This window comes from Leeuwenhoekiella sp. CH_XMU1409-2, assembly GCF_037029365.1.
GTDB classification, from domain to species: domain Bacteria; phylum Bacteroidota; class Bacteroidia; order Flavobacteriales; family Flavobacteriaceae; genus Leeuwenhoekiella; species Leeuwenhoekiella blandensis.
The window spans coordinates 15,894-39,732 of sequence record NZ_JAYMEI010000006.1 but is presented as its reverse complement, the minus strand read 5'-3'; the positions used below and the strand labels follow the sequence as shown (position 1 = coordinate 39,732).

General features: G+C 40.5%; 22 protein-coding genes. 10 read left to right on the top strand and 12 right to left on the bottom strand.

Going from position 1 to position 23,839, the window contains the following annotated elements; genetic code table 11:
- Window positions 1–74: 74 nt before the first annotated feature.
- The 7 genes from recN (at window position 75) to WA338_RS08025 (ending at window position 7,611) form a co-directional block, all read left to right on the top strand.
- A complete protein-coding gene (gene recN / locus WA338_RS08055; RefSeq protein WP_336092902.1) occupies window positions 75–1,730 on the top strand; it encodes a DNA repair protein RecN in 1,656 nt (551 codons plus the stop codon).
- 36 nt (window positions 1,731–1,766) lie between these two features.
- Window positions 1,767–2,591: an enoyl-ACP reductase FabI gene (locus WA338_RS08050; protein WP_009780006.1), complete on the top strand. Its 825-nt coding sequence runs from the start codon at window positions 1,767–1,769 to the stop codon at window positions 2,589–2,591.
- Window positions 2,592–2,700: 109 nt separating this feature from the next.
- Entirely contained in the window at window positions 2,701–3,699 is a 999-nt protein-coding gene (locus WA338_RS08045; RefSeq protein ID WP_336092900.1) for a glycosyltransferase, read from the top strand.
- A gap of 19 nt (window positions 3,700–3,718) precedes the next feature.
- Window positions 3,719–4,663: a YbbR-like domain-containing protein gene (locus tag WA338_RS08040; RefSeq protein ID WP_336092898.1), complete on the top strand. Its 945-nt coding sequence runs from the start codon at window positions 3,719–3,721 to the stop codon at window positions 4,661–4,663.
- Window positions 4,660–5,253 carry a dephospho-CoA kinase gene (gene coaE / locus WA338_RS08035; RefSeq protein WP_336092896.1) on the top strand — a complete coding sequence of 198 codons (594 nt, stop codon included), beginning with the start codon at window positions 4,660–4,662 and terminating at the stop codon, window positions 5,251–5,253. Before WA338_RS08040 ends, coaE begins: the two co-directional genes overlap by 4 nt.
- Before the next feature lie 65 nt (window positions 5,254–5,318).
- The gene (locus WA338_RS08030; RefSeq protein ID WP_040532674.1) at window positions 5,319–6,890 is read left to right on the top strand and encodes a sensor histidine kinase; all 1,572 of its coding nucleotides are present in this window, start codon (window positions 5,319–5,321) and stop codon (window positions 6,888–6,890) included.
- A gap of 4 nt (window positions 6,891–6,894) precedes the next feature.
- Window positions 6,895–7,611, top strand: coding sequence for a response regulator transcription factor (locus WA338_RS08025; RefSeq protein WP_009780011.1), 717 nt, complete (start codon window positions 6,895–6,897; stop codon window positions 7,609–7,611).
- Window positions 7,612–7,740: 129 nt separating this feature from the next.
- Here the strand turns inward: WA338_RS08025 and miaA are convergent, their stop codons facing one another.
- From miaA to WA338_RS07980, 9 genes are all read right to left on the bottom strand, one after another.
- Window positions 7,741–8,688, bottom strand: a complete 948-nt coding sequence (gene miaA, locus WA338_RS08020; protein ID WP_273016096.1) for a tRNA (adenosine(37)-N6)-dimethylallyltransferase MiaA — start codon at window positions 8,686–8,688, stop codon at window positions 7,741–7,743.
- Window positions 8,681–9,526, bottom strand: a complete 846-nt coding sequence (locus tag WA338_RS08015; protein ID WP_009780013.1) for an ion transporter — start codon at window positions 9,524–9,526, stop codon at window positions 8,681–8,683. The genes miaA and WA338_RS08015 overlap by 8 nt, the downstream gene beginning before the upstream one ends.
- Window positions 9,527–9,539: 13 nt before the next feature.
- Entirely contained in the window at window positions 9,540–10,916 is a 1,377-nt protein-coding gene (locus WA338_RS08010) for an exonuclease domain-containing protein (protein ID WP_009780014.1), read from the bottom strand.
- A 32-nt stretch (window positions 10,917–10,948) separates the two neighbouring features.
- Window positions 10,949–11,608, bottom strand: coding sequence for a YggS family pyridoxal phosphate-dependent enzyme (locus tag WA338_RS08005; protein ID WP_009780015.1), 660 nt, complete (start codon window positions 11,606–11,608; stop codon window positions 10,949–10,951).
- Window positions 11,609–11,665: 57 nt separating this feature from the next.
- Window positions 11,666–12,898, bottom strand: coding sequence for a DUF1015 domain-containing protein (locus WA338_RS08000; protein ID WP_273016101.1), 1,233 nt, complete (start codon window positions 12,896–12,898; stop codon window positions 11,666–11,668).
- 39 nt (window positions 12,899–12,937) lie between these two features.
- Window positions 12,938–13,408 (bottom strand): hypothetical protein, encoded by a 471-nt coding sequence (locus WA338_RS07995; protein WP_273016102.1) that lies wholly within the window; start codon window positions 13,406–13,408, stop codon window positions 12,938–12,940.
- Between the two features lie 3 nt (window positions 13,409–13,411).
- The gene (locus tag WA338_RS07990; RefSeq protein ID WP_273016103.1) at window positions 13,412–14,299 is read right to left on the bottom strand and encodes a 3-hydroxyacyl-CoA dehydrogenase family protein; all 888 of its coding nucleotides are present in this window, start codon (window positions 14,297–14,299) and stop codon (window positions 13,412–13,414) included.
- Between the two features lie 195 nt (window positions 14,300–14,494).
- A complete protein-coding gene (locus WA338_RS07985) occupies window positions 14,495–14,791 on the bottom strand; it encodes a putative quinol monooxygenase (protein WP_272985324.1) in 297 nt (98 codons plus the stop codon).
- A 17-nt stretch (window positions 14,792–14,808) separates the two neighbouring features.
- Window positions 14,809–15,639, bottom strand: a complete 831-nt coding sequence (locus WA338_RS07980) for an SAM hydrolase/SAM-dependent halogenase family protein (RefSeq protein ID WP_272985191.1) — start codon at window positions 15,637–15,639, stop codon at window positions 14,809–14,811.
- Window positions 15,640–15,749: 110 nt separating this feature from the next.
- Between WA338_RS07980 and WA338_RS07975 the strand changes: the two genes are divergently transcribed.
- The 3 genes from WA338_RS07975 (at window position 15,750) to WA338_RS07965 (ending at window position 19,459) form a co-directional block, all read left to right on the top strand.
- The gene (locus tag WA338_RS07975; protein ID WP_009780021.1) at window positions 15,750–16,703 is read left to right on the top strand and encodes a PhoH family protein; all 954 of its coding nucleotides are present in this window, start codon (window positions 15,750–15,752) and stop codon (window positions 16,701–16,703) included.
- A gap of 16 nt (window positions 16,704–16,719) precedes the next feature.
- Window positions 16,720–17,673, top strand: coding sequence for a phosphoribosylaminoimidazolesuccinocarboxamide synthase (locus WA338_RS07970; RefSeq protein WP_009780022.1), 954 nt, complete (start codon window positions 16,720–16,722; stop codon window positions 17,671–17,673).
- A gap of 412 nt (window positions 17,674–18,085) precedes the next feature.
- Window positions 18,086–19,459 carry an alanine/glycine:cation symporter family protein gene (locus WA338_RS07965; RefSeq protein ID WP_336092886.1) on the top strand — a complete coding sequence of 458 codons (1,374 nt, stop codon included), beginning with the start codon at window positions 18,086–18,088 and terminating at the stop codon, window positions 19,457–19,459.
- Between the two features lie 446 nt (window positions 19,460–19,905).
- Here WA338_RS07965 and WA338_RS07960 read toward each other — a convergent pair whose 3' ends face one another.
- The 3 genes from WA338_RS07960 to WA338_RS07950 all read right to left on the bottom strand — a co-directional run bounded on the left by WA338_RS07960 (window position 19,906) and on the right by WA338_RS07950 (window position 23,697).
- A complete protein-coding gene (locus WA338_RS07960; protein WP_336092884.1) occupies window positions 19,906–20,397 on the bottom strand; it encodes a hypothetical protein in 492 nt (163 codons plus the stop codon).
- 285 nt (window positions 20,398–20,682) lie between these two features.
- A complete protein-coding gene (locus tag WA338_RS07955; protein ID WP_336092882.1) occupies window positions 20,683–20,859 on the bottom strand; it encodes a hypothetical protein in 177 nt (58 codons plus the stop codon).
- A gap of 171 nt (window positions 20,860–21,030) precedes the next feature.
- Complete coding sequence (locus WA338_RS07950) at window positions 21,031–23,697, bottom strand: hypothetical protein (protein ID WP_336092880.1); 2,667 nt, start codon at window positions 23,695–23,697, stop codon at window positions 21,031–21,033.
- Window positions 23,698–23,839: the final 142 nt, after the last annotated feature.

Genomic DNA, 23,839 nt, shown 5'->3' with positions numbered 1-23,839 from the left:
CTGTTATATTTGTGCTTAAGCTAACAACCCATTTTACTTGGGTATTTTCTTTCAATTTTTAAAGTATTCGCTAGTTGCTAACCAATCTACAGATTAAAAACTACGCTTTAATAGAAGCGGTTAACCTTGATTTTAAAGACGGTTTTACTGTGATCACCGGTGAAACCGGTGCCGGTAAATCGATTCTCTTGGGAGCATTGGGCTTGATTTTAGGCAAGCGTGCCGATTTGAGCAGCATTGGCAATCCTGAAGAAAAATGTGTCATCGAAGCTACTTTTGACGTAAATGCGTATGCACTTAAATCTCTTTTTGAAGAAGAAGATCTGGATTATGAAGCGCAAACTATTGTGCGTAGAGAGATTTTAGCAAGCGGAAAAAGTAGAGCTTTTGTAAATGACACGCCCGTAACCTTAAGTCAACTTTCTGCTTTAGGAGCGCGTCTGGTAGATATTCATAGTCAGCATCAAACCTTAGAGGTTACCGACGTAGATTTTCAGTTTCAGGTTTTAGATGCTTTTGCAGATAATCAAAGTCTGCTTTCAGATTATAAAGGAATTTATACCGATTTCCGCAAGAAAGAGGCACAGCTTAAAAAGCTTCAGAAACAAAAAGAGGAAGCGCAAAAAGAAGAAGAATATAAAAGCTTTTTGTTAGAAGAATTGCTTGCTGCAAACTTAAAAGCAGGCGAACAAGAACACCTAGAAAAAGCTCACGATGCACTTAATAATGTTGAGCAGATCACCGAAGGTCTTGCTGAAGCTTATCAGGTTTTAGGTAGAGAAGAAGTGGGCGTCAACGAAATGCTACTTACCGCAAAACTGCGCTTGTCAAAACTTTCAGGTTTTAGTCCGCAACTTAAAGAATTGAGCGATCGGCTTGAAGCGGTGAGTATTGAACTTGACGATGTAGCAGAAGCTATAAATGATTTAGCTTCAGAAACTGAAGGAGACCCTGAAGAACTTACGCGTTTAGAGCAAAGATTAAAATTACTTTTTGATCTTCAGAAAAAGCACAATGTAGACAGTGTAGAAGCACTCATCGAGATACGCGATTCATTAGATGATGAAGTACAGTCTTTAAATAATCTAGATGCTTCCATTCATAATTTAGAGCGTGAGATCGCCGAGGCTAAACTCGATCTTGAGAAGCGCGCAAAAGTACTTACGCAAAACCGAACAAAAGCAATAAAACCATTAACCAAAAAGCTTGAAGAGATCTTAACCGATCTCGGGATGCCTAACGCACATTTTGAGGTGAGCCTTACCGATAGTACTTCATTCTTAGAAAATGGTAAAGACCAACTTCACTTTTTATTCACTGCCAATAAAGGTATGCGAGCACAGGAGTTGAAAAAGGCAGCTTCCGGTGGTGAACTTTCCCGAATAATGCTTGCGATCAAAGCAGTTCTAAGTGCTTATGCACAATTACCCACATTGATCTTTGATGAGATCGATACGGGGGTGAGCGGCGAGATCGCACTTAAAATGGGGAATATTATGAAGGCAATGGGGACCCGTATGCAGTTGATCAGCATCACGCATTTACCTCAGATTGCAGGTAAGGGTGCGCAACACTTTAAAGTGTATAAAGAAGATATTGCACAAAAAACTACCACCGGAATTCGCGTACTTACCAAAGAAGAGCGCATTGCTGAGTTGGCAGAAATGTTAGGAGGGAAGGCTTCGTCCGAAGCAGCTTTTGACCATGCAAGGCAACTTCTCAATGAATAAAACAGTATATTTGACTACTTAAATTAAACCACTATTATGTCCTATAATTTATTAAAAGGAAAACGAGGAATCATCTTTGGCGCCTTGGATGAAAATTCAATTGCTTGGAAAACTGCAGAACGTGTTCACGAAGAAGGAGGAACCTTTGTTTTGACTAATGCGCCGATCGCGATGCGTATGGGAAGTATTAATAAACTTGCTGAAAAAACAGGTTCAAAAATTATTCCTGCAGATGCAACTTCGGTTGAAGATCTAGAAAAACTGGTTGCCGGAGCTGTTGAAGAATTAGGAGGGAAAATTGATTTTGTTTTGCACAGTATTGGGATGTCGATCAACGTACGTAAAGGTCGTCACTACACCGATCAAAAATATGACTGGACACAAAAAGGAACAGATGTAAGCGCGATGTCTTTTCATAAAACCATGCAAGTATTGTATAAGCAAGATGCTATGAATGAGTGGGGAAGTATCGTAGCCTTGACTTATATGGCTGCACAGCGTGTTTTTCCTGACTACAATGATATGGCAGATAATAAAGCCTATTTAGAAAGTATTGCGCGTAGTTTTGGTTATTTCTTTGGTAGAGATAAGAAAGTGCGTGTAAACACTATTTCTCAATCACCAACACCTACGACTGCCGGTCAAGGCGTTAAAGGATTTGACGGATTTATCGCTTATGCAGATAAAATGAGTCCGTTAGGAAATGCAACAGCTCAGGATTGTGCAGATTATACCGTAAGCTTATTTTCAGATTTGACGAAGAAAGTAACGCTACAGAACTTATTTCATGATGGAGGCTTTAGCAATATGGGCGTGAGTGATGCAGTTATGGAAGCTTTTGTAGAAAAAGAAGAAGAGTAAATAGTTTAAGCATATTTAAAATAGAATGTCCGACAGTCTAACGACTTTCGGACATTTTTTATAATCGAAATTTTAAATTTACAGCAGTTTCCTAACGAAGACGATCTCAATGAATTTGCATTTTTCAATCGTGGTTCCCGTGTACAATAGGCCTCAGGAAGTTTTAGAACTTTTGGAGAGTTTACGCGCGCAGCGCTATGAGCAATATTATGAAATTGTGATTGTTGAAGATGGTTCTACCGAAACTTCAGAGGAGGTGGTGAATGCCTTTACAGATTTAAATATTTCGTACTACTTCAAAGAAAATTCCGGTCCCGGTGCTTCCAGAAATTATGGGATGCAACGCGCCAAGGGTAATTACTATCTTATTTTAGATAGCGACTGTGTGCTACCGGAAAATTACCTGAGCTCTGTAGAAAGTGCACTTACAGCAAGGTATACCGATTTTTTTGGAGGTCCAGATGCGGCGCACAAAGATTTTACGACCTTGCAAAAAGCGATCAATTACGCGATGACCTCGTTTTTAACCACCGGCGGAATCAGAGGTCGTAAAAAGGCTACTACCAATTTTGAACCACGTAGTTTTAATATGGGGATTTCAAAAGAAGCTTTTGAAGCCTCAAAAGGTTTTGGAAATATTCATCCGGGAGAGGATCCTGATTTAAGCATTCGACTGTGGCAAATGGGATATACTTCCCAATTAATTCCTGAAGCTTATGTCTTTCATAAACGGCGTATTTCCTGGTCTAAGTTTTATATGCAGGTAAAAAAGTTTGGTGCCGTACGACCTATTCTTACTCGTTGGCATCCGCAAACGGCACGTTTGACCTTTTGGTTTCCAAGTTTCTTTACATTAGGCTTGGTTGTGGTCGCAGTGAGCGCACTTTTTGGTTTTTTCTTGCCGTCCTTTTTTCTTTTTGCGTATTTGGGAATTATCGCAATCGATTCAAGCTTTAAAAATAAAAGTGCGGTAATTGGTCTTTTGAGTGTATGGGCAGTGCTGGTTCAATTTGTTGGGTATGGTGTAGCTTTTATCAAATCAAAACTGATGATAGGTTGGTTTAAAAAGGACCCGCGTTTACAGTATCCTCACTTATTTTTTGAGTAATTTAGCGTAAAGAGTTGCTATGGCTAATCCTAAAAAACGCGGTAAAAATTCAAACCTGAGGGTTTTTCTAACCATATTACTGGTGGTTGCTGCAATTTCTGTGATGATCAAGCTTAACCGAAACTTTAATTTTTCAGTCACGGTTCCGCTCACTTTTGAAAACTTAGGAGATGACCAGATTTTAAAGTCAGCTTCTACCAATCAGGTTAAGGTAAAGGGAAAAGCAAGCGGTTACGATTACTTTAAATACCGGTTCTTCTCTCAAAAATTCCCAATCGATCTCTCACAACTTCAGCAGAAAAATGGCAAAGCATACTATGTTTTTAATGCAGAAGAAGATGCTTTAGAAGGAAGTTTGACGGGAAGTGATATCACTTCATTTCAGCCCGATACGGTCTTTTTTGATCTGGATAAAAATTTTGAGAAACGGGTTCCTGTGATCCCGGAATATGCTATCAGTTTTGCTGCCGGTTATGGGAGTTTAGAAGGTTTTAAAGTCGACCCTGACACCATTACGTTAAGAGGTCCGCAATCTGAATTAGATACCATTACCCGAGTGTATACCGAAGCGATCAGTTTTGAAAACGTACGAAATTCTGTCTCAGACAGCCTTCAGCTTAGCTTTAATGCAGCTATACCTATGGTTGAAATTAGACCTGATAAAGTATTGTACTCGTTATCGGTAGATAAATTTACAGAGGGTAGTGTTTCGGTTCCTTTACAGTTGATCAACGTGCCTTCAAATGTTAAGGCAAAGGTGTTTCCGAAGCGTATTAATGTAATTTTCAATGTGAATCTCAGCAATTACGAGTTGGTTAAATCTTCAGACTTTAAAGTAGTTGTAGATTTTGATCAAGTCGAAAGCCTGTCAACTTCCTTAACTCCTGAAGTCAAAGAAGCTCCGTCTTATGTAAGAGACATCAGACTTAGCGAAAGCACTGTGCAATATCTTTTAGTAAAATGAAAATCGTAGGTATCACAGGCGGAATAGGTAGTGGTAAGAGCACCATTGCCGCATATTTCAATTCAGAATTTGATATTCCGGTATATTACGCAGATGCAGAGGCAAAAGCTTTAATGAATACCGAATCTCTAAAAAAAGCCATTACCGGTCTTTTAGGGGATGAGGCTTACCAAAAAGGGCAACTTGACCGTAAGTATGTCGCAAGTAAGGTTTTTAATGACGATCAATTGTTAGAACAACTTAATGGCATTGTTCATCCGGCAGTAGCAACCCATTTTAAGTCTTGGTGCAAAGCGCAAAATGCGCCTTATGTTTTAAAAGAAGCCGCGATACTTTTTGAAAATGGAACGGCCGATGCTCTTGATGCGATCATATTAATAACAGCACCTAAACAGTTGCGAATTGATCGTGTTTTAAAACGCGATCAGACCACTCCAGAAGACATTGAAAAGCGCATAAATAAACAATGGGATGATGCGAAAAAAATCCCGTTAGCCGACTTTGTGATTGAGAATATAGATCTTGAAAACAGTAAAAAAAAGGCAGGAGAAATACATCTTCAACTCTTGCGAGACCGCGTAAACACATAGCTTATTCTTGTTAACATTTGGTTAAACCAGCAAAGTGCTAAATGTTAAAATCATACATTTGGGCTATGAATAAAAATCTATTTGTACTCCTTGTCGTGCTGATGAGCTTGTCTCTGATAGGCATCATATTTGTGCAGGGCTATTGGATCTCAAATAGTATTGAAGCGAAGCGTGGTCAATTTGCTTTTAGTGCAAAACAGGTCTTGAAAGAAGTCGCTTACGATATTCAAATGAAAGAAGTAAATACCTGGTACAACCCGGTATTGCGCATGCGTGATAGTCTTGGCGTTCCTGACGATGTGAGTTTATACGATTTGATCTATAAACAGGAAGATACACTTTCTAACGAGTCGTATATATTTAGAAACAGCATTGTGGAGCAGGATTATAAATTGAGTGCTCCGGTTCTGGATTATGAAGTAGATAGCATAAAATTTAAACGCTATTTACAACGCCAATACACACAAATCATTGATAAGAATGATTTAGATCGATCTGAAGTAGACCGTACTACGGTTCTCACCAGAATGTCTGATCTAAGTGAGATCGAGCGTTATAATATAGAGCAAGCTGTAATGTATATTACACGCAAGATCCCTATACATAAACGTGTTGACGAAGAAGACTTGTCGCGGTTACTTACGATGGAACTCGCAGAGCGCGATATGGAAACCAATTTTGAATATGCGATCTACAGCAACAATCTGGTGACCAGTGTACGTTCTAAGGATTTTGATCTAGAATCACCGGATCAGAATTTCAGCGTGCCCTTATTTACAGATGCAGAAGGAAACAGCGATTACCAGTTGGTCGCAAACTTTCCGGGGGAGAAAAAATTTGTTGTTTCTTCAGTAATAGGAATGGGAGGCTTAAGTATTTTGTTTACGTTGATCATTGTGATCGCGTATAGTAGTGCATTGCAGCAACTCGTAAAGCAGCGTCAGATTTCAGAAATCAAGACCGATTTCATAAACAATATGACGCACGAGTTTAAAACACCTATTGCAACGATAAACCTTGCTTTAGATGCAATTAAAAATCCCAAGATCAGTAGTAATCCGGAGGCGTTAACGCGCTATATGGGAATGATCAGGGAAGAAAATAAGCGCATGCACGCTCAGGTAGAAAATGTACTGCGTATTTCTAAACTGGAGAAGAACGAGCTTGATATTAAGAAAGAGCGTCTGAGTTTACACGATATTATCGAGGATGCGATTACCCATATTGAGCTGATCGTAGAAGACCGTCAGGGATATATCAACACGCATTTGGGAGCGGTTAAAACTTCGGTATTGGCTAATGAATCCCATTTTACCAACGTGTTGGTTAATATTTTAGACAATGCGGTGAAGTATTCTTCTGACACGCCTAAAATTGATGTGTATACAGAGAACCTAAAGAATTTTATTTTGGTTAAGATCCGGGATCAAGGAGATGGAATGACTAAACAGGTTCAAAAGAAAATATTTGACAAGTTTTTTCGCGAGCATACCGGCGATATACATAACGTAAAAGGACACGGTTTAGGTCTCGCGTATGCAAAACGAATTGTAGAAGACCATGCAGGTCAAATCTGGGTACAAAGCGACAAGGGTCGGGGAAGTACCTTCATAATTAAATTACCACTAATATCTTAAACATATGGAAACTGAAAACAAAAAAATCTTACTCGTAGAAGACGATCCAAACTTCGGAACTGTCCTCAAGGACTACCTTTCAATGAATGATTATGATGTAACTCATGCTAAGAATGGAATGGAAGGTTTTGAGAAGTTTAAAAAAGACGACTTTGATCTTTGTATTCTAGATGTGATGATGCCTTATAAAGACGGATTTACATTGGCTAAAGAAATACGCGAGAAAAACGAGGATGTGCCTATTATCTTCTTAACCGCAAAAGCGATGAAAGAAGATGTCTTAAAGGGATATAAAGTAGGAGCAGATGATTACCTAAATAAACCTTTTGACAGTGAGGTGTTGCTTATGAAAATTAAAGCAATCATGTTACGTAAGGCTACCGATTCAGTTGCAGATAGTAAGCAATTTGAATTCCAGATCGGTAATTTCTTTCTGAATTCTAAACTGCGCTTTTTAACTTATAAAGATGAAGAGCCTAACAAACTTTCTCCTAAAGAAAACGAATTATTACGTCTGTTAGCGTTGCACGAGAATGACTTGATGCCTCGTGAGTTAGCACTTACAAAAATATGGCGAGATGATAACTATTTCACTTCTCGTAGTATGGATGTTTACATCGCTAAATTGCGTAAATATTTAAAACGTGATGATACTGTAGAAATACTGAATATTCACGGTGAAGGTTTCCGTCTTGTAGTAAAGACTGAAGAAGAAAAATAAATAGTGGTAAAAAAAGTGCCTCTTTATTGAGGCACTTTTTCTTTTACTAAATCCGCTAAAAGTTTTAATATTCTGAAGCCTGACTCGAAATTAAAAAGTGTTTCTAGTCAATATTTAAGGATTTAACTTTCAGTTATTAATCACTTTTACAATTTCTTCAAACGGTGTATCGTATTCAAACCAGACGATAGACTCATCTTTACGATACCAGGTCAATTGGCGTTTTGCAAACCTTCTGGTATTCTTCTTTATCTCTTCAATTGCGGTTTCAAGATCAAAATCTTCAGCAAAATAGCTGAACAATTCCCGGTATCCCACCGTCTGTAACGCATTCAACTCTTTTTTAGGATATAAGGCTTCAGCTTCTGCTATCAAGCCCTTTTTAATCATGAGATCAACCCTTCTATTGATGCGATCATAAATAAGTTGGCGATCAGCTTGCAAACCAATTTTTAAGGTTTGAAACGGGCGCTTTACCGTATTCTTAGCTAAGAAGGAGGAGTAGGGTTTACCGGTTCCTATACAAATCTCAAGTGCGCGAACGAGGCGTTGCTTGTTATGCAAATCAATCTTTTCATAATGTTCAGGATCTAATTTTTGTAGCTGTTGCTGTAAGGCCTCAATGCCATCAGCTTCAAGTTGAGCGCGTAATGAAGCGCGAATTTCCGGATCTACATCGGGGAATTTATCCAATCCGTTGATGACGGCATCGACATACAGTCCGGATCCGCCAACCATAATCACAACATCGTGCTTTTTAAAAAGTTGCTCTAGCTTTTGAATCGCTTCCTGCTCAAAAAGCCCCACATTATACTCTTCTTCAATTGAAATATGCTGAATAAAATGATGGGTTGCGGCAGCAAGTTCTTCTTCATCAGGAACAGCGGTACCAATAGTCATTTCCTTAAAGAACTGACGCGAATCTGCCGATAGGATTTCGGTATTGAAATAATTGGCCAGTTTGATTCCCAAGGCGGTTTTACCTATGGCCGTTGGGCCTACCACAGCGATAAGCAGTTTATTGGCACCGCTAGAGGGATTAATACTCTGGGACTTGCCCTGAGGTAGTTTACTCATAATGAAGACTATTTCCGCAGTTGTGACAATACTTAGCGTGGTCTTGATGTTTTTTTGCACCGCAATTATGACAAACTTGGGTATTAAGGTGCAGTTTATTGGGCTCTGGTTCGGGTTGTCCCCCTTTGGCCATTTCTGCACTTACGATTCCTGTAGGAACCGCAATGATTCCATACCCCATTACCATAATTACGGTTGCGATAAATTGACCCAGCGCTGTTACCGGAGCAATATCTCCAAAACCAACTGTGGTTAGGGTTACGATACACCAATAGACACTCACAGGAATACTTTTAAAACCGTGTTCGGGACCTTCTACAATATACATAAGGGTTCCTGCAATCACAGATAAAATCATTACCGCAAAGAGGAATACCAGAATTTTAGGTCTGCTGTCCTTAAGGGCTTTTGCCAGTTTATTTCCTTCCCCAATGTAGCGCGTTACTTTAAGTATTCTAAAAACCCGTAGCAAACGCAAAGCACGAATGGTAAGCAAGGCGTTGGTTCCCACGATAAAAAACGATAAATATAAAGGGATGGTCGAGATGAGATCGATCAACCCATAAAAACTAAAAATATAAGAAGAAGGCTTTTTTATGGAAATCACCCTTAAAATATATTCAACAGTAAAAAAGATGGTGATGATCCATTCTCCTAAATAAAAATAGTCACCATATTCTGCCTGAAGTGGTGCTACACTTTCAAGCATAACCAGCACTATACTCAGGAAGATGAGAATAAGCAAAACCACATCAAAGGATTTTCCGGCAGGAGTATCTGCTTCATAGATTACTTCGTGAAGTTTTGTTTTCCAGGTATGTTTTTGAGGTTGTGTCAACAGACTTTCTAAATTATTTTTCTAATTCGGCCAATTCTAGGGTTTTGATGACTTTGCGTGTGCGTAAGTAACTTTGTATTAAATGCCGAGCATCACGATTGTCGTGCATCGGGGTGATAATACGTTCTAAGATCTCTAAGTTATTGATCTGAAAATTCAAATTATAAAATCCGTAGCCTTTAAACTGTCCTTCTTCAATCAAGATCACACTGCGCTCGTCTACACTGCGACCACGATCAATGATCAAAAAGTTTTTATTTTCAAAACTATGTTTACTTATAAACTGCTGCACCCGCTCATTATATTGTTCTGGTGCTTCTTCCCCTACACAAGCGCCTTCACACTCCTTAATCGTATAATTGAAACAATTTCCATTGGTTTGATGCAGACCCATTTTGCTTTGACACAGATTATATTCTGCAAGCATTTTCTCTAGATATTGTTTAGCAGAATGACTCGTTGCAAACGTAGTAATGCTTTCTGTATTAGGATTTGCCTTTTCTAATTTTAGATTGATGTAACCGGCATCGTCTATAAATTGCACCATTTGCGTTTTGAACTTCGTTCTCCGCAAGGCTCTGTTATGACGGGGCTTGATGCCTTTGATCTCTTCATTTTCCTTGAGCAAAGCCACAAGTTCGCTACCGGTTTCGTCATAACTTACCGTTTCAACATCTTCCTGAATTTTTTTTGCTTTACGATGGTCACTTGTAAAATGCTGATTGACGCGTTTTTTGATGTTTTTACTTTTGCCAATATAGATCACAGTTCCGTTTGCGTTGTGCATATAATATACGCCGGTCGTACTGGGCAAATCTGCAATAATATCCCGCAGTTTGGTGTCTATTTGTTTACGTGGATTAAGCTTAACCGCTTCCTGAATAATCGTTTTCTTAGAGTCCTTGGCAAGCAATAATTTAAAGAGTTTAACCGTAGCTAAGGCATCACCATTAGCACGATGCCGATCGGTAATCGGGATCCCTAAGTTTCTTACCAGCTTTCCTAAACTGTAACTTTCTTGACCGGGGAGTAACTCTTGAGCGAGTTCTACGGTGCACAAACTTTTGCGCTGATAGTCGTAGCCTAGACGATCAAATTCTAATTGAAGTATTCGGTAATCAAATTGAGCATTATGAGCAACAATGATACAGTCTTGTGTGATCTCAATAATACGCTTGGCGACCTCATAAAACTTAGGGGCATTGCGCAACATCGCATTATTAATACCTGTAAGTCCTACCACAAAGGCCTGTATAGGCCGCTCAGGATTTACCAGACTGATGAATTGATCTACTACTTTATGTCCGTCAAATTTGTAGATAGCAACCTCGGTAACTCCCTCTTCATTATATTTTCCTCCGGTAGTTTCTAGATCGAGAATTGCATACATAGGCGGTGTAGCTCTAGTTTTATAATTAGTATTTAGTTGTAATTGCGGGCACCAAAGATCGCACTTCCCACACGTACCATAGTACTGCCGTATTCCAGGGCAAGTTTATAATCACCACTCATTCCCATAGAAAGCACGCTAAACGCATACTGCTCCTTAAAAGTATTGTAAATTTTCTCAAGTTGGGCAAATTCGCGCTTAATCTGTGTTTCATCGTCAACAAAAGAAGCCATTCCCATGAGTCCCACAATATTTACATTAGGATAATTGGCGGCTTTATTTTCTTCTAGAAAAGTTTTAGCCTCTTCCGGCGGCATCCCAAACTTACTGTCTTCTTCGGCGATTTTTACCTGAAGCAATACATCGATCACACGCTCATTTTTCTTCGCTTCTTTATTGATCTCTTTAAAGAGTTTGAGACGGTCTGCACTGTGAATCAAGCTTACATAAGGCGCCATATATTTGACCTTGTTGGTCTGTACGTGACCTATCATATGCCATTGAATATCTTTAGGAAGCGCTTTCCACTTATCGGTCATTTCCTGTATTTTGTTTTCACCAAAAATACGCTGACCGGCATCGTAAGCTTCTTGTAGATCTTCGTTAGGTTTGGTTTTAGAAACCGCTACGAGAGTGACGTCCTCCGGTAATTCAGATTTGAATTGTTTTAAGTTCTGCGTTATATCAGCCATAGATTACTGTGCTTTCACAATGACGTAAAGTTACGTATTTGTTATGGGCTATGCTAACTACAGAAACTCATAAATCGTAACCCCGCTGCGCAGTTTGGGTTGGATAAAAGTAGACTTTGGAGGCATTGTCAAACCTTCATCAGAGATGTCTTTAATTTGTTGAACCGTAGCCGGAAACAAACCAAATGCCACAGCATACGTACCGCGATCTACTTTCTCTTTTGCACCTAGCATATCGTTTTTACCCTTACCATAAGCCAAACGTGCATCTTGTCGCGGATTCTGAATCTTTAAAAGCGGTTTGAGTACCAGGTCATATAAGATCTGCGCATCCAGACCTTCGAGTGCATTTTTGAAATTGCGGTACTGTTTGCGCAATTCTAAAGTGTAAAAGTCCCCTTCGAGATACATACTGAAGTGATGCAATTTTGAAGGCTGAATATATTCATCGCCACGGTTTTCTATTTTAAATATAGAATCTAACTTGATCAGGAACATGTCTTTATCCATACCGCAAAGATCTGTGATCATCCTGCTGAAGGAATGTATGCGCAAATGCGACTCCGGAATAATGTAGGTCATAAAATACTTATGCGCCTCGCCCGGAGTTTCAGCGGCGTCGAGATCATCTGAAAGCAATGCAGACGAACTCGACCGATGATGTCCGTCGGCGATATACAGCTCGGGCATATCGGCATAGATGGCCTTTATTTTTTCAACCAGGCGTTCTTCGGTTACAGGCCATAAATAATGGGTGTCGCGATAGGTGGTGGTAAATTCGTACTCTGCACGGGCACGCATCACTTCTTCAAAAATCGCGTTCAGAGGAACAAAGTCCGGATGGGTGAGCAACACGGCTTCAGCATTAAAACCAGTCGTCTTTAAATAGTCTTTAAAGACCTCTTCCCGGGCTTGTATGGTATTTTCGTGGCGCTTGATATAATTGTTCTTATAGTCAGCAACACTTGCAGCACCTATGATCCCTGTAAAAGTTTCGTTGTCGCGGTTTACAATTTTATACACGTAAAACGCCGGAAGCGCTTCTTCAATAAAAACACCTTCTTCTTTAAACTCTAAATAACGGTTGCGCACCAATTGAAAGCGCTCTTGCCCGCTCAATTCTTTGTGGTATTTGTACCCGGGATTTACAATATGTAAAAACGAATACGGGTTATTGTCTAAACGGGCTTTACGCTCTGCTTTGGTATAGGTGTCATACGAGCGCGAAGCGATTAAACTCACTTTGTCGCGGGTAGGCCGTACGGCTCTGAAAGGAATGATCTTTGGCATTAATACGTATTTTGCTGAAAGGCTTCAGCCCAAAGTTCTTTATAATTTTAATAAATACGCAACTTCAGCTTTTAAAGAATAAGGTTCTTCACCCAAAAAGACCAATGTATTCCCTAAAGCTTTTTTCACTTCGTCATAATTGCGCATATGAAAGTTACTGCAGCATGCAACGCGTTTTCCATGCTGAATTAAATGCAGGTGCTTTTTAGAATAATAGTCCATTTCAGTAAAGCCATCCACTTCGTTTAGATCAAACTTTTGCCTGCGACCAATCCCATAATACCTGCGTCTTTCGATTTGTGCTTCTGAAAGTAGGATCACATCTGCACGTTTTCTAAATTCGGTAAGCAAAAAATAGAGGCAGAAAAGAAAGCAACCCGTCATTCCAAACAAACTGAAGCCATCCAGAACTTTAAATTGTTCGGTGAGTACCCATACGCAGACCGCCATTAAAAAGATAAAGGCTGCAAAACAAAATACGCCCAGCCAGGCGATTTTAGATTTAACCACAGGTTATTGAAATTGAGCGGATACCGTTTCTGCTTTTTTGCTTTCACTGTAATCGTAAAATCCTTCGCCTGATTTGATACCGAGTTTTCCGGCACGAACCATATTCACAAGTAGCGGACACGGAGCATACTTCGGATTTTTAAAGCCGTCATACATCACCTCAAGAATAGATAAACATACGTCCAGACCAATAAAGTCTGCCAACTGTAAAGGCCCCATAGGATGAGCCATTCCTAATTTCATCACCGTATCGATCTCTTGCACACCGGCAACGCCGTTGTATAAAGTTTCAATAGCTTCGTTAAGCATGGGCATCAGGATACGGTTGGCTACAAAGCCCGGATAATCATTCACAGGAACCGGAGTTTTACCCAATTGCTCGGCAAGTTTGGTTACCGTTGCTAAAGTTTCTTGCGAGGTACTGTACCCGCTGATGATCTCCACGAGTTTCATCACCGGCACCGGATTCATAAAATGCATCCCGATCACTTGTTCTGCGCGTTTGGTGGCCGCAGCGATCTGTGTGATCGAGATAGAAGAGGTGTTACTCGCCAATATGGTGTTGGGCTTGCAAAAGTTGTCTAGCTTTTCAAAGATATCGAGTTTGATCGCCAATTTTTCACTGGCTGCTTCCACTACAAGGTCGGCAGTACTCACACCTTCTTTTAGATCGGTGAGTAAGGCGATGTTTAAGAGGGTATCGTTTTTCTGAGCTTCGGTAAGTACTTCTTTAGCAACCTGACGGTCAAGGTTTTTAGTGACGGTTGCGATTCCCTTTTTTAAGGCTGCGTCAGATACATCGATCAGGTTTACTTTAAATCCGTTTTGAGCAAAGGTATGTGCGATGCCGTTCCCCATGGTTCCGGCACCAATTACTGCGATAGTTTTCATTGAGTGTATTTTTGGAATACCCAAATGAATTGCGGTATTCTCTGTTTTGTATTGATTTAATTCGTGTTATTGGCGCCGCCAAAGGGTTTAGTACTCCGAGGCTTGCCTCGAAATTGAAAATTCGTTTTCACCCCATGCCTCATTGGCTTGCCCTGAGATAGTTTACTCGTGTTATCTCGGAAAACAAATCCGTGATTAGGGTAAACTTACGAATTTTTCAACGCTCCACGCTTCGGGTTTAGCGTTAAAAAGCGGTTTGGTCTTGGCCCAGGTCGTTTTGAAAAGGGCGCTGTGGCGGTAGGCTTCTAAGGCCTGTGCATCTTCCCAACAACTGTGCGTAAAAAAGATATTAGAAGCTTCGGTACCTTGTAATAATTCTAAAAACGCGCAGCCTTCTACCGCTCTGATCTTTTCCTTCACGCCATCAAATAGCGCTATAAATTCTGCTATATGCTCAGGATGAAATTCCATTTTCACAAAACGTACCAGCATCATGTTCGGTTTATAAATTATTCAAAAGTGATACTTACCGCATCGCGATAATCGAGACCAAATAGGGTAGAGGCACTTCCCACCGTCGAAGGATTGCTTTTGTAGATGGCGAGTTCGAGATAGCCCGAAGAATTGAACAGGGCGATCTTTTTACCGTCTTCTTCCCGTTTGTGTTTTTCTACCTCAAAATTGATGGCATCGCTGTACCGCTGATAGATCTTTTTAAAGCTCGCTTGCCGCGCCTGAATGGTAAAGTTGCGGCCTTTACGCACATCTTCAAAGAGGCGTCTGGTGATGTTAGTGATCACATTACCATAATTATCTACGTAGATCACATTACCTTTGATGCCTTTTTGATCGTTTTGAACCACCGGCATAATTCCCGTGAGCTCTTTGATCTCTTTGATGGGTTTGCCAATCACCCCCAGCGTACCACCACGGGCGATATGACAAGCTACCTGTACAAAGACATCCAGCTCTGTAAAATTGGTTTTAATACGGTCGTGAATGTTGATCTCAACCACTTCCTCAGGTACGATGGTGCGTGTGATCATAGACATGATGCCGTTGTTGGCACAAATAAAATACTGTCCTTCGAGTTTTACCGCAATGTGTTTGTTCTCGGGGTTCTGCTCAGAGTCGATCCCGATGATGTGTATGGTTCCATCAGGAAAGTTTTTATACGCATTTTGAATGATGTAGGCAGCTTCGGTAATGTGAAAGGGCGAGACATTGTGCGAGATATCAACAATCTTTGCATCAGCCATTTCACTATAAATGGCCCCTTTAACCGCGCCGGCAAAATGGTCTTTTAAGCCGAAATCTGTGGTTAAGGTGAGTATTGGCATAGGTGGTTTTGTTGATATTTTTAGGGAGGATAGTTACTAAATTTGGTTACATTTGTTAGAGCACAAAACTAAAGATAATTAACTAGTTTTTTTATAAAATTCTTCCGCTTTTGAACGAACTTATCATCGAACTTTCAGAGATCACACCAAGGGAATTCTTTGGTCAAAACAATGTGAACATAGAACTTCTTAAGAAGTACTTTCCCAAACTTAAATTGGTCGCCCGGGGCAATCATATTAAGGCCTACGGAGATGAAGATCTGCTGGAAGAGTTTGATAAACGCATCACCATGCTGCTCGAGCATTTTGCCAAATACAACAAGCTTGATGAGAATATGATCGAGCGTGTGCTTACCAGTGACAGCCGCGAAGATTATGAGACCTCCCCCCAAAGTGGAGAGATTCTCGTACACGGCGTTGGCGGAAAGCTCATCAAAGCACAAACGGCCAACCAGCGCAAACTGGTTGATATGGCGCGCAAGAACGATATGGTCTTTGCCATAGGTCCTGCGGGAACCGGTAAAACCTATACCGGAGTTGCCCTTGCTGTAAAAGCCTTAAAGGAAAAACAAGTAAAACGCATCATTCTTACGCGTCCTGCGGTAGAAGCAGGCGAGAACCTGGGCTTTTTACCCGGAGACCTGAAGGAAAAATTAGATCCGTATATGCAGCCGTTGTACGATGCGTTGCGTGATATGATTCCGCACGAGAAGTTGGAAAGCTTTATCGAGAAAGGCGTGATCCAGATCGCCCCTATGGCGTTTATGCGCGGGCGTACTTTAGACAATGCCTTTGTGATCCTTGATGAAGCGCAAAACACCACTCACGCACAGATGAAGATGTTTTTAACCCGTATGGGGAAACACGCCAAATTCCTGATCACCGGTGACCCGGGGCAGATCGATCTTCCGCGTCGCGTGATCAGCGGACTCAAAGAAGCGCTCTTAGTGCTTAAAGATGTAGATGGCGTAGGAATGATCTATTTGGACGATAAAGATGTGATACGTCACCGTCTCGTGAAGAAAGTGATCGCAGCCTATAAAGCCATAGAAAACAGAGATTAAATCTAGAATACATACCATGTCAAATAAAACCATAACGGATACCAATTATACTTTTCCGGGACAGACTCATGTTTATAAAGGTAAAGTGCGCGAAGTGTACAGCCTTGACAACGACCTACTCGTAATGATCGCAACAGACCGCCTGAGCGCGTTTGACGTAGTGATGCCTAAGGGAATCCCTTACAAGGGACAGATCCTCAATCAGATCGCAACTAAAATGATGCGCGATACCGAAGACCTTGTGCCCAACTGGCTGGCAGCGACGCCAGATCCTAATGTGGCGGTAGGGAAGAAGTGCGACCCTTTTAAAGTGGAGATGGTGATTCGTGGCTATATGAGCGGGCACGCGGCGCGCGAATATAAAGCCGGAAAGCGTATGCTGTGCGGGGTACCGCTACCGGAAGGAATGAAAGAGAACGATAAGTTTCCGCAGCCTATTATCACTCCGGCGACTAAAGCCGAAATGGGTGATCACGATGAGGATATTTCTAAAGAAGATATTTTGAAACGCGGAATTGTCTCTGCGGAAGACTATGCGGTATTAGAAGATTATACCCGGAAGCTTTTTCAGCGTGGGTCAGAGATCGCTGCCGAGCGCGGACTCATTCTTGTAGATACCAAATATGAGTTTGGTAAAACGGCTGATGGGGAGATCGTACTTATCGACGAGATACATACGCCAGATTCGTCACGCTACTTTTATGCAGACGGTTATGCCGAGCGTCAGGAAAAAGGGGAGGCGCAAAAGCAATTGTCTAAAGAGTTTGTGCGCCAATGGCTCATAAGCAACGGTTTTCAGGGCTTAGAAGGACAAACCTTACCGGAGATGACTGATGCATACATCGAGACCGTTTCTGAGCGTTATATCGAGTTGTATGAGAATATTACCGGGGAGCCTTTTGTAAAGGCAGACCTTTCGGATATTGACAAGCGTATTGAAACCAATGTGTTGAACTACCTGAACGCATAAGCTTGAGAGCCATCTAAACAGTTACAAACCGAAAAGACGTATCACTCTTTTCGGTTTTTTTTGGCGCCGCCAATGGGAATAATAGCCCCAAGCTTGCCTCGAACTTAGAATTTGTTTTTAACGCGTTCCTCAAGGTTTTGCCGTGAGGTAGCTTGTTGGCGCCGCCAAAGGGAATTAATGGCTAAGGCTTGCCTTGAAATTTAAAGATTATTTTCAACGAATTCCTTGAAGTTTTAGCCCGAGGTAGTTCATTGGTTTTACCAATGGAAATAAAGACTATCGCTTGCCTCGAAACTAGAATTTGTTTTTAACGCGTTCCTCAAGGTTTTACCGTGAGTTAGCTTGTTGGCGCCGCCAAAGGAGAATTATTGGCTAAGGCTTACTTCCGTTTAAATAATTAACTTACACCCGTATGGATGTTTTAAATCATTGGATCGCTGAAGCTGCCTCATTTGTATGGGGTTTACCACTGCTGTTTTTATTAATAGGCGGCGGACTGTGTCTGCTGGTTTATTCCCGTTTTTTGCCCTTCAAATACTTTGAGCACGCCATACAGGTGTTGCGCGGAAAGTATGATAACCCTGACGATCCGGGGGAGATCAGTCACTTTCAGGCCTTGATGACGGCTTTGTCCAGTACCGTGGGGATGGGCAATATTGCAGGTGTAGCTGTAGCCATTGCCGTGGGTGGTCCCGGTGCGGTGTTTTGGATGTGGATCAGTGCTTTGGTGGGAATGAGTACCAAATTCTTTACCTGTACCTTAGCGGTTCTATTCCGTGGAAAAGACGACTCCGGAACGCTGCAAGGCGGACCCATGTATTTTATTACTGAAGGGCTGGGCAAAGCCTGGAAACCGCTGGCGGTGTTTTTCAGTATCGCCGGACTCGTGGGTGCCTTGCCGGTTTTTAATGTAAACCAACTCACGCAAGCCGTTAATGATATTTTACTGGTGCCTAACGGAATTGAAAAAGGCTTCGCTACCGATCTGAGCATCGGCATCGTACTGGCAGTCATCACCGGGATCGTGATCCTGGGCGGACTCAACCGCATCAGTAAAACGGCGAGTAAAATGGTGCCTGCGATGGTAGTGCTGTATTTTATAGCCGTGCTTGCTATTTTAATTCTAAACGCAGCAGAAGTACCGCGCTACCTACAATTGATCTTTACCGATGCGTTTGCAGCAAACAATTATACCGGTGACCCTATGTTTGGCGGAATGTTAGGCGCTTTGATCGTCTTAGGCATTAGGCGTGGGGCGTTTTCTAATGAAGCAGGTATTGGTACCGCGCCAATGGCACACGGTGCCGCAAAGACTGAAGAACCCATTCGTGAAGGCCTTGTAGCCATGTTGGGACCCTTTATAGATACGGTGATCGTGTGTACGCTTACAGCTTTGTGTATTCTGGTGACCGGCGTTTGGCAAACTACCGAAGCCAGCGGTGTTACGCTTACCGCAAAGGCTTTTAGTGACAGTATTCCCGGGTATGGCCCTTATGTACTGTTGGTATGTATCGCGGTGTTCAGTATCAGCTCGTTGTTCAGCTATTCGTATTACGGTACCAAATGTCTGGCGTTTCTCTTTGGAACACGCCACAAACACTGGTACAATTACGTTTATATCGCCAGTATTTTAATTGGTGCAACCACTTCGTTAGATCTTATGATCAACCTGATCGATACCTTCTTTGCTTTGATGGCGATCCCAACGATGTTGGCTACGCTTATACTCGCCCCCAAAGTAATGCAGCGGGCACGACAATATTTTACCAGTTTGAACAAAATCTAGTAGAGGTACGCGATGCAATCGCGCAGTAGCCTTGAGCAAGGTTTAAAAGAGGGATGCGCTGCTATGTTATACTAGCTTCGGTTGCTATTTCTTTAAAAGGAGGATGACTACTCCAAAGGTATTCAATTCAAGGTATATAGTTTGGAGATGAGTAGGGGGAACTACGCTTTTACTATGCCGTATATACGCTTTATCCACGGGTAAACTACGGCTGAACCACGGGTCAACCTCGAGTGAACTACGGATGAACTTTTGAATAGTAGTAACCGGAAAATCTGTTACCGCTATTTTTGGAAAGAGGTAGGATCTGTAAACGCTAATGTAATCTATTTCAGGACTTTTGTCAAGTATTTAGTGGTTTTTAGGTTATATGCGAATAAAAGCTACTGCTTGAATAAGCCTTCACTTGTTTCCGTTTAAATAGCGCGCTTAATTTTCAGCATTGACTATTCTCCACCATACTGCTCTGGTATTTTAGCCTGTTCTGTTTCTATGGTCCATAATAAACTAACGATCCACCAGCGGTTGTTGTAGTAGGTTAATTGGTAGCTGTTGATGCCTTTTTCTTCAGTGCCTTCAGAATCTTTTCCATAAAAGGTCTGGAACACCTGTGCGATTCCGTTATAGGTGTCTACGGTTTTTGCGATTTCCTGTTCAAGATAGCCTTCTTCGTAATACGGATCTTTCAAATAGTTCAGAAAGTCATTTAGAGAAGCGGTTTCCGCTTGCGTGGAATCTGCTACGGTAAAGATCGCTGCAGGGTGAAATAACTTACGTACCGCAGCAGTGTCCATCTGTTCTCCTTTTTCAATAGTGATCTGGTCAAGCAGTTCGTTGATGACCCCGTCGATGGTTTGGAGCTGAGGTAGGGATTCTTCCTGAGCAAAGCCGGAAAGTAGTGTGAGCATATAGAAGCATAGTGCAATAGGATATTTCATAGATTTTAGTTTAAGTGTATCATTAGCTTGTTGGGTTTTTAGCGTGGAACGCGATACAATCGCGCACCAACATATACTAAATACGCTTTATAAAAGCCTTTGTGTCAAAAGGTACGCTTTAGATGTTTTCGATATCTTCAGTAAGCTTACAAGAGCTAGACTGGCGAAATTGAAAATTTTGATTTCACTTAAATCAGCCTGTCTATGAACATACTCAAGATAAAACCCAAGAACGCGATTGCCCAACCTAAACGCTTTCGCATTTTAGCAACCGGATACTTTTGTTCATAGATGATCCTTAAAACAAAAAAAGGGGATGCACAGACTTGCTGCAAGGAGCACCAGAACATTAACCGAAATATGCGCTAAAACAGTATCTATAAAGAGGAGTGCCAGTACGGAAAGCGTGATCCCAATAGCTGCTAAAAGTTGATACCCGCGTTTTATACGTCTGTAATTCATACCAAAGCGTTTTGATCAATACTTCCGATACAAGCTTGAGATGCCATCTAAACGATGACATCATCTCCTGTATACTGGGTTGTAAAGAATTGATGTGCTTAAAGTTACTTATTTGTTGTGAAGTTTCGATTATCTCAAGGAATACTTTTGATCACTTACTTTAAGCGTTGATTAAGGCTTGATATCACCTATTCGATCCTTCCAGCAGTATTTAACAGCCCCCTTTCTTATGTTATGGGTTTTAATGGCTATCTTTTTTAATTCTTTTTCATGCTCTAGTAATAAATCGTAAGCAGTTTTACCATCATTGTCTTTCACAGTAAAATCCACTTCATTTTTTAATAGTGTAGTAACTAGAGTCCGACAAAAGTATAATTTATTTTGTAGTGTTAGGTTTACTGCAAGATGAAGTAGGGTACCTCCATTTTTAGTGCGAATTTTACCAATATCTTTACTTCCTGTATTTAATGCAAGTAATTGAGAGGTGGGCATACCGCTATAACGAAGAAAATAACTCTTAGCGTACTCAAGAGCTTCTTCATTTAACTCATTTTCTGTTTTTCCTTTGGCTCGTTCTTCTGTCACTTTTTCAAGATATCCCAAAGCTTCTTGTTTTTGTTGCTCAGTTACAGGAAGTTTTGATTGAGTAACCTCATCATCAATATTCTTACCTTTAAGAACTTCTAGTGCGTTTTCTGCGTTTAACTCTTTGGCTAAGGATAATGGAGTGTAATTATTTAAGGCAAAATCCATTGAAACACCAAGTTCCATAAATCGACTTAATACTATTGCACTATCGTGAGTTATCGCCAGCATAATAGTTTTTTTCAGTTTAGTACTTTTTTCCTTATCAGACAATTCGTCTATATACTTATTAAGTATTAGCTGCACAACATCTGCTTGGTCTATCGAAACTGCATAAGTCAAAATGTCTTTGTTGCCAATGGTAATCGATTGGTCAAGATTTAAATCCAGAAGAGCATTAATAGCGCTCTCATTGTTTAATCTGATCGCATTTTTAATTTGATCTACCGCATTATTTTGAATCTGTTTCAATTTTGTCTGATGCATTTCTAAAGCAACTTTATTCCCAATTTTTATTGAGCTAATCAATTGATCAGAATTATATTCAGGATTGTCTGAATGCTTTAATGCATTTGCCACCATATCTGTTGCTATACTTAGTTCTTCCTTTAATTGCGTGGAATAATTTTCAACATAACTACTATCGATTTTTTGAGCAGTTTGGTACATAATAAGAGCGGTAAAATCTTTTTTAAAAGTATATAATTCAGCAAGCAACATATAGTTTTTAGCTGTAGGGTTTTTTGATACTGCTTTTGAAGCGTAAGATATAGCAGCTTCTAAGTAGGCTTCAGGTATAAACTTTGAAGCAGCGGTTGTCGAAATCGTGTTTCCATCAATAATCACGAATGTATTTAAGCCAGATAGTGTAGTCTCATAGATATATTTTGAAAATTTGTACTTGGCTTTATTTGTCCATTGTACATCTTCGTTTATAAATTTATTTTCTATGCTATTACCAGTACTTGTTGTTGATGGTGGAGTAGATTCGGTATTTGTAATAGCTGCTAATAGATGGTCAATATTATCCAAATAATATTTTTCGTCAACTTTATTTTCCGCATAGGCTGCTCTTTTTTTGAACTCAAGTATCAATGGTTCCGTAGCTTTGTATTTTGCTAAATAAGCTTGTTGGTATTTTTGTCGCCTTTCTTTTTCTAATTTAGCTTTTCGCTTTTTTAATTCTGCTTTAGCGTCCCCCATTTCTGCTAATGCACTCAAAGAGCCAAACACATTAGACTGTATACCTTGATAATCATTTGCACTAATTTGATTTCCCAATTCTTCCAATTGGCTTACAATAAGATTGGACTGCTCATTTTCTAGTTGATCTTCCATATCATCTAGACGCGTCATTTTTGATTCGAATTCTTCAACCACCTTTGCGGGATCAGAATTATTGATTATAGAACTATAATGATCTGCTCTAGTGGCTATTTGTTCTGCTATTGCTTTTCCCCTGTTTACAATAGACATTCCATATTGGTAATAGCCATAGCCCTGTGGATTAAACGCTTTAATAAAACTTTCTTTTAGGTTTTTAGGGGTTTTATTAAAGTTTGATGCTGCTATCGTAGTAGTACTTCTTTCTCCGATTGGACTGTCGGCACATTTTGTTGGTAACGGACTTAAGCTTGGGTCGCCCGAACTTTTTATGCTATAATAATTTTCTCTTAGATTTTTTAATTGGTTCACTGAAAACGTTGCCCCGTCAAATTGCCGTTGAGCAGTACCATTTATACAATGACAACGGTAGGCTTCATATTGGTTGGCCGCATTTTCTGCTCCTGAATTTGAAAAAGAATGATTGCCAAATTTATTACCGGCAGCCGTGTTACAGTTCTCACCACTGCTTTCTCCTGTACTATTGTTACCCTCTAGGCTGCTTGATAGAGCTTCCAAGATAATATTATCTGTAGAAGTTTTTTCATCGCCTCTCGAGTTTAATCCAGGCCTATCTGGAATCACGTCATTGATTCTGCCGATATCTTTACAGAATACTCCGTAAGCATTATAAGCTTTTTTAATAGCTATCAATTCTTTTTTTAATCTAAAGCTTTGTGCCTCGTTGAGTGCTTCCGTTTTATATTGACAAAGCTTGGTGTAAAATTTAGCAGCATTGGCACAGGTTAACCCTTCATCGCCTTCATTCATATGCTTACGGGCCGTTTGCACTTTTTCATTTAGTGTACAATCTTGTGCTTGAGTTGCTAAAGTTAAAAGTGTAAGGGTTATCGTAATTAGTTTTTTCATCTTGCTCTATTTTACTTCTTTATAAATCTAAATATAAGAACCCTATCTATCAATACTGATTATCAGGTGTTTTTGGTTCACTTGATAGCTGCTAAAACTTGATACCCGCGTTTTATACGTCTGTAATTCATACCAAAGCGTT

What these genes read in the sequence shown, in the direction of transcription:
- WA338_RS08005 (WP_009780015.1), bottom strand. Translation starts at nt 11,608, where the DNA reads ATGGCTGATATAACGCAGAACTTAAAACAATTCAAATCTGAATTACCG.
- WA338_RS07965 (WP_336092886.1), top strand. Translation starts at nt 18,086, where the DNA reads ATGGATGTTTTAAATCATTGGATCGCTGAAGCTGCCTCATTTGTATGG.
- WA338_RS08025 (WP_009780011.1), top strand. Translation starts at nt 6,895, where the DNA reads ATGGAAACTGAAAACAAAAAAATCTTACTCGTAGAAGACGATCCAAAC.
- WA338_RS08045 (WP_336092900.1), top strand. Translation starts at nt 2,701, where the DNA reads ATGAATTTGCATTTTTCAATCGTGGTTCCCGTGTACAATAGGCCTCAG.
- WA338_RS08030 (WP_040532674.1), top strand. Translation starts at nt 5,319, where the DNA reads ATGAATAAAAATCTATTTGTACTCCTTGTCGTGCTGATGAGCTTGTCT.
- WA338_RS08000 (WP_273016101.1), bottom strand. Translation starts at nt 12,898, where the DNA reads ATGCCAAAGATCATTCCTTTCAGAGCCGTACGGCCTACCCGCGACAAA.
- WA338_RS07970 (WP_009780022.1), top strand. Translation starts at nt 16,720, where the DNA reads ATGTCAAATAAAACCATAACGGATACCAATTATACTTTTCCGGGACAG.
- WA338_RS07955 (WP_336092882.1), bottom strand. Translation starts at nt 20,859, where the DNA reads ATGAATTACAGACGTATAAAACGCGGGTATCAACTTTTAGCAGCTATT.
- WA338_RS07990 (WP_273016103.1), bottom strand. Translation starts at nt 14,299, where the DNA reads ATGAAAACTATCGCAGTAATTGGTGCCGGAACCATGGGGAACGGCATC.
- WA338_RS07950 (WP_336092880.1), bottom strand. Translation starts at nt 23,697, where the DNA reads ATGAAAAAACTAATTACGATAACCCTTACACTTTTAACTTTAGCAACT.
- WA338_RS07960 (WP_336092884.1), bottom strand. Translation starts at nt 20,397, where the DNA reads ATGAAATATCCTATTGCACTATGCTTCTATATGCTCACACTACTTTCC.
- miaA (WP_273016096.1), bottom strand. Translation starts at nt 8,688, where the DNA reads ATGAGTAAACTACCTCAGGGCAAGTCCCAGAGTATTAATCCCTCTAGC.
- WA338_RS08050 (WP_009780006.1), top strand. Translation starts at nt 1,767, where the DNA reads ATGTCCTATAATTTATTAAAAGGAAAACGAGGAATCATCTTTGGCGCC.
- WA338_RS07985 (WP_272985324.1), bottom strand. Translation starts at nt 14,791, where the DNA reads ATGCTGGTACGTTTTGTGAAAATGGAATTTCATCCTGAGCATATAGCA.
- coaE (WP_336092896.1), top strand. Translation starts at nt 4,660, where the DNA reads ATGAAAATCGTAGGTATCACAGGCGGAATAGGTAGTGGTAAGAGCACC.
- WA338_RS08040 (WP_336092898.1), top strand. Translation starts at nt 3,719, where the DNA reads ATGGCTAATCCTAAAAAACGCGGTAAAAATTCAAACCTGAGGGTTTTT.
- WA338_RS07980 (WP_272985191.1), bottom strand. Translation starts at nt 15,639, where the DNA reads ATGCCAATACTCACCTTAACCACAGATTTCGGCTTAAAAGACCATTTT.
- WA338_RS08010 (WP_009780014.1), bottom strand. Translation starts at nt 10,916, where the DNA reads ATGTATGCAATTCTCGATCTAGAAACTACCGGAGGAAAATATAATGAA.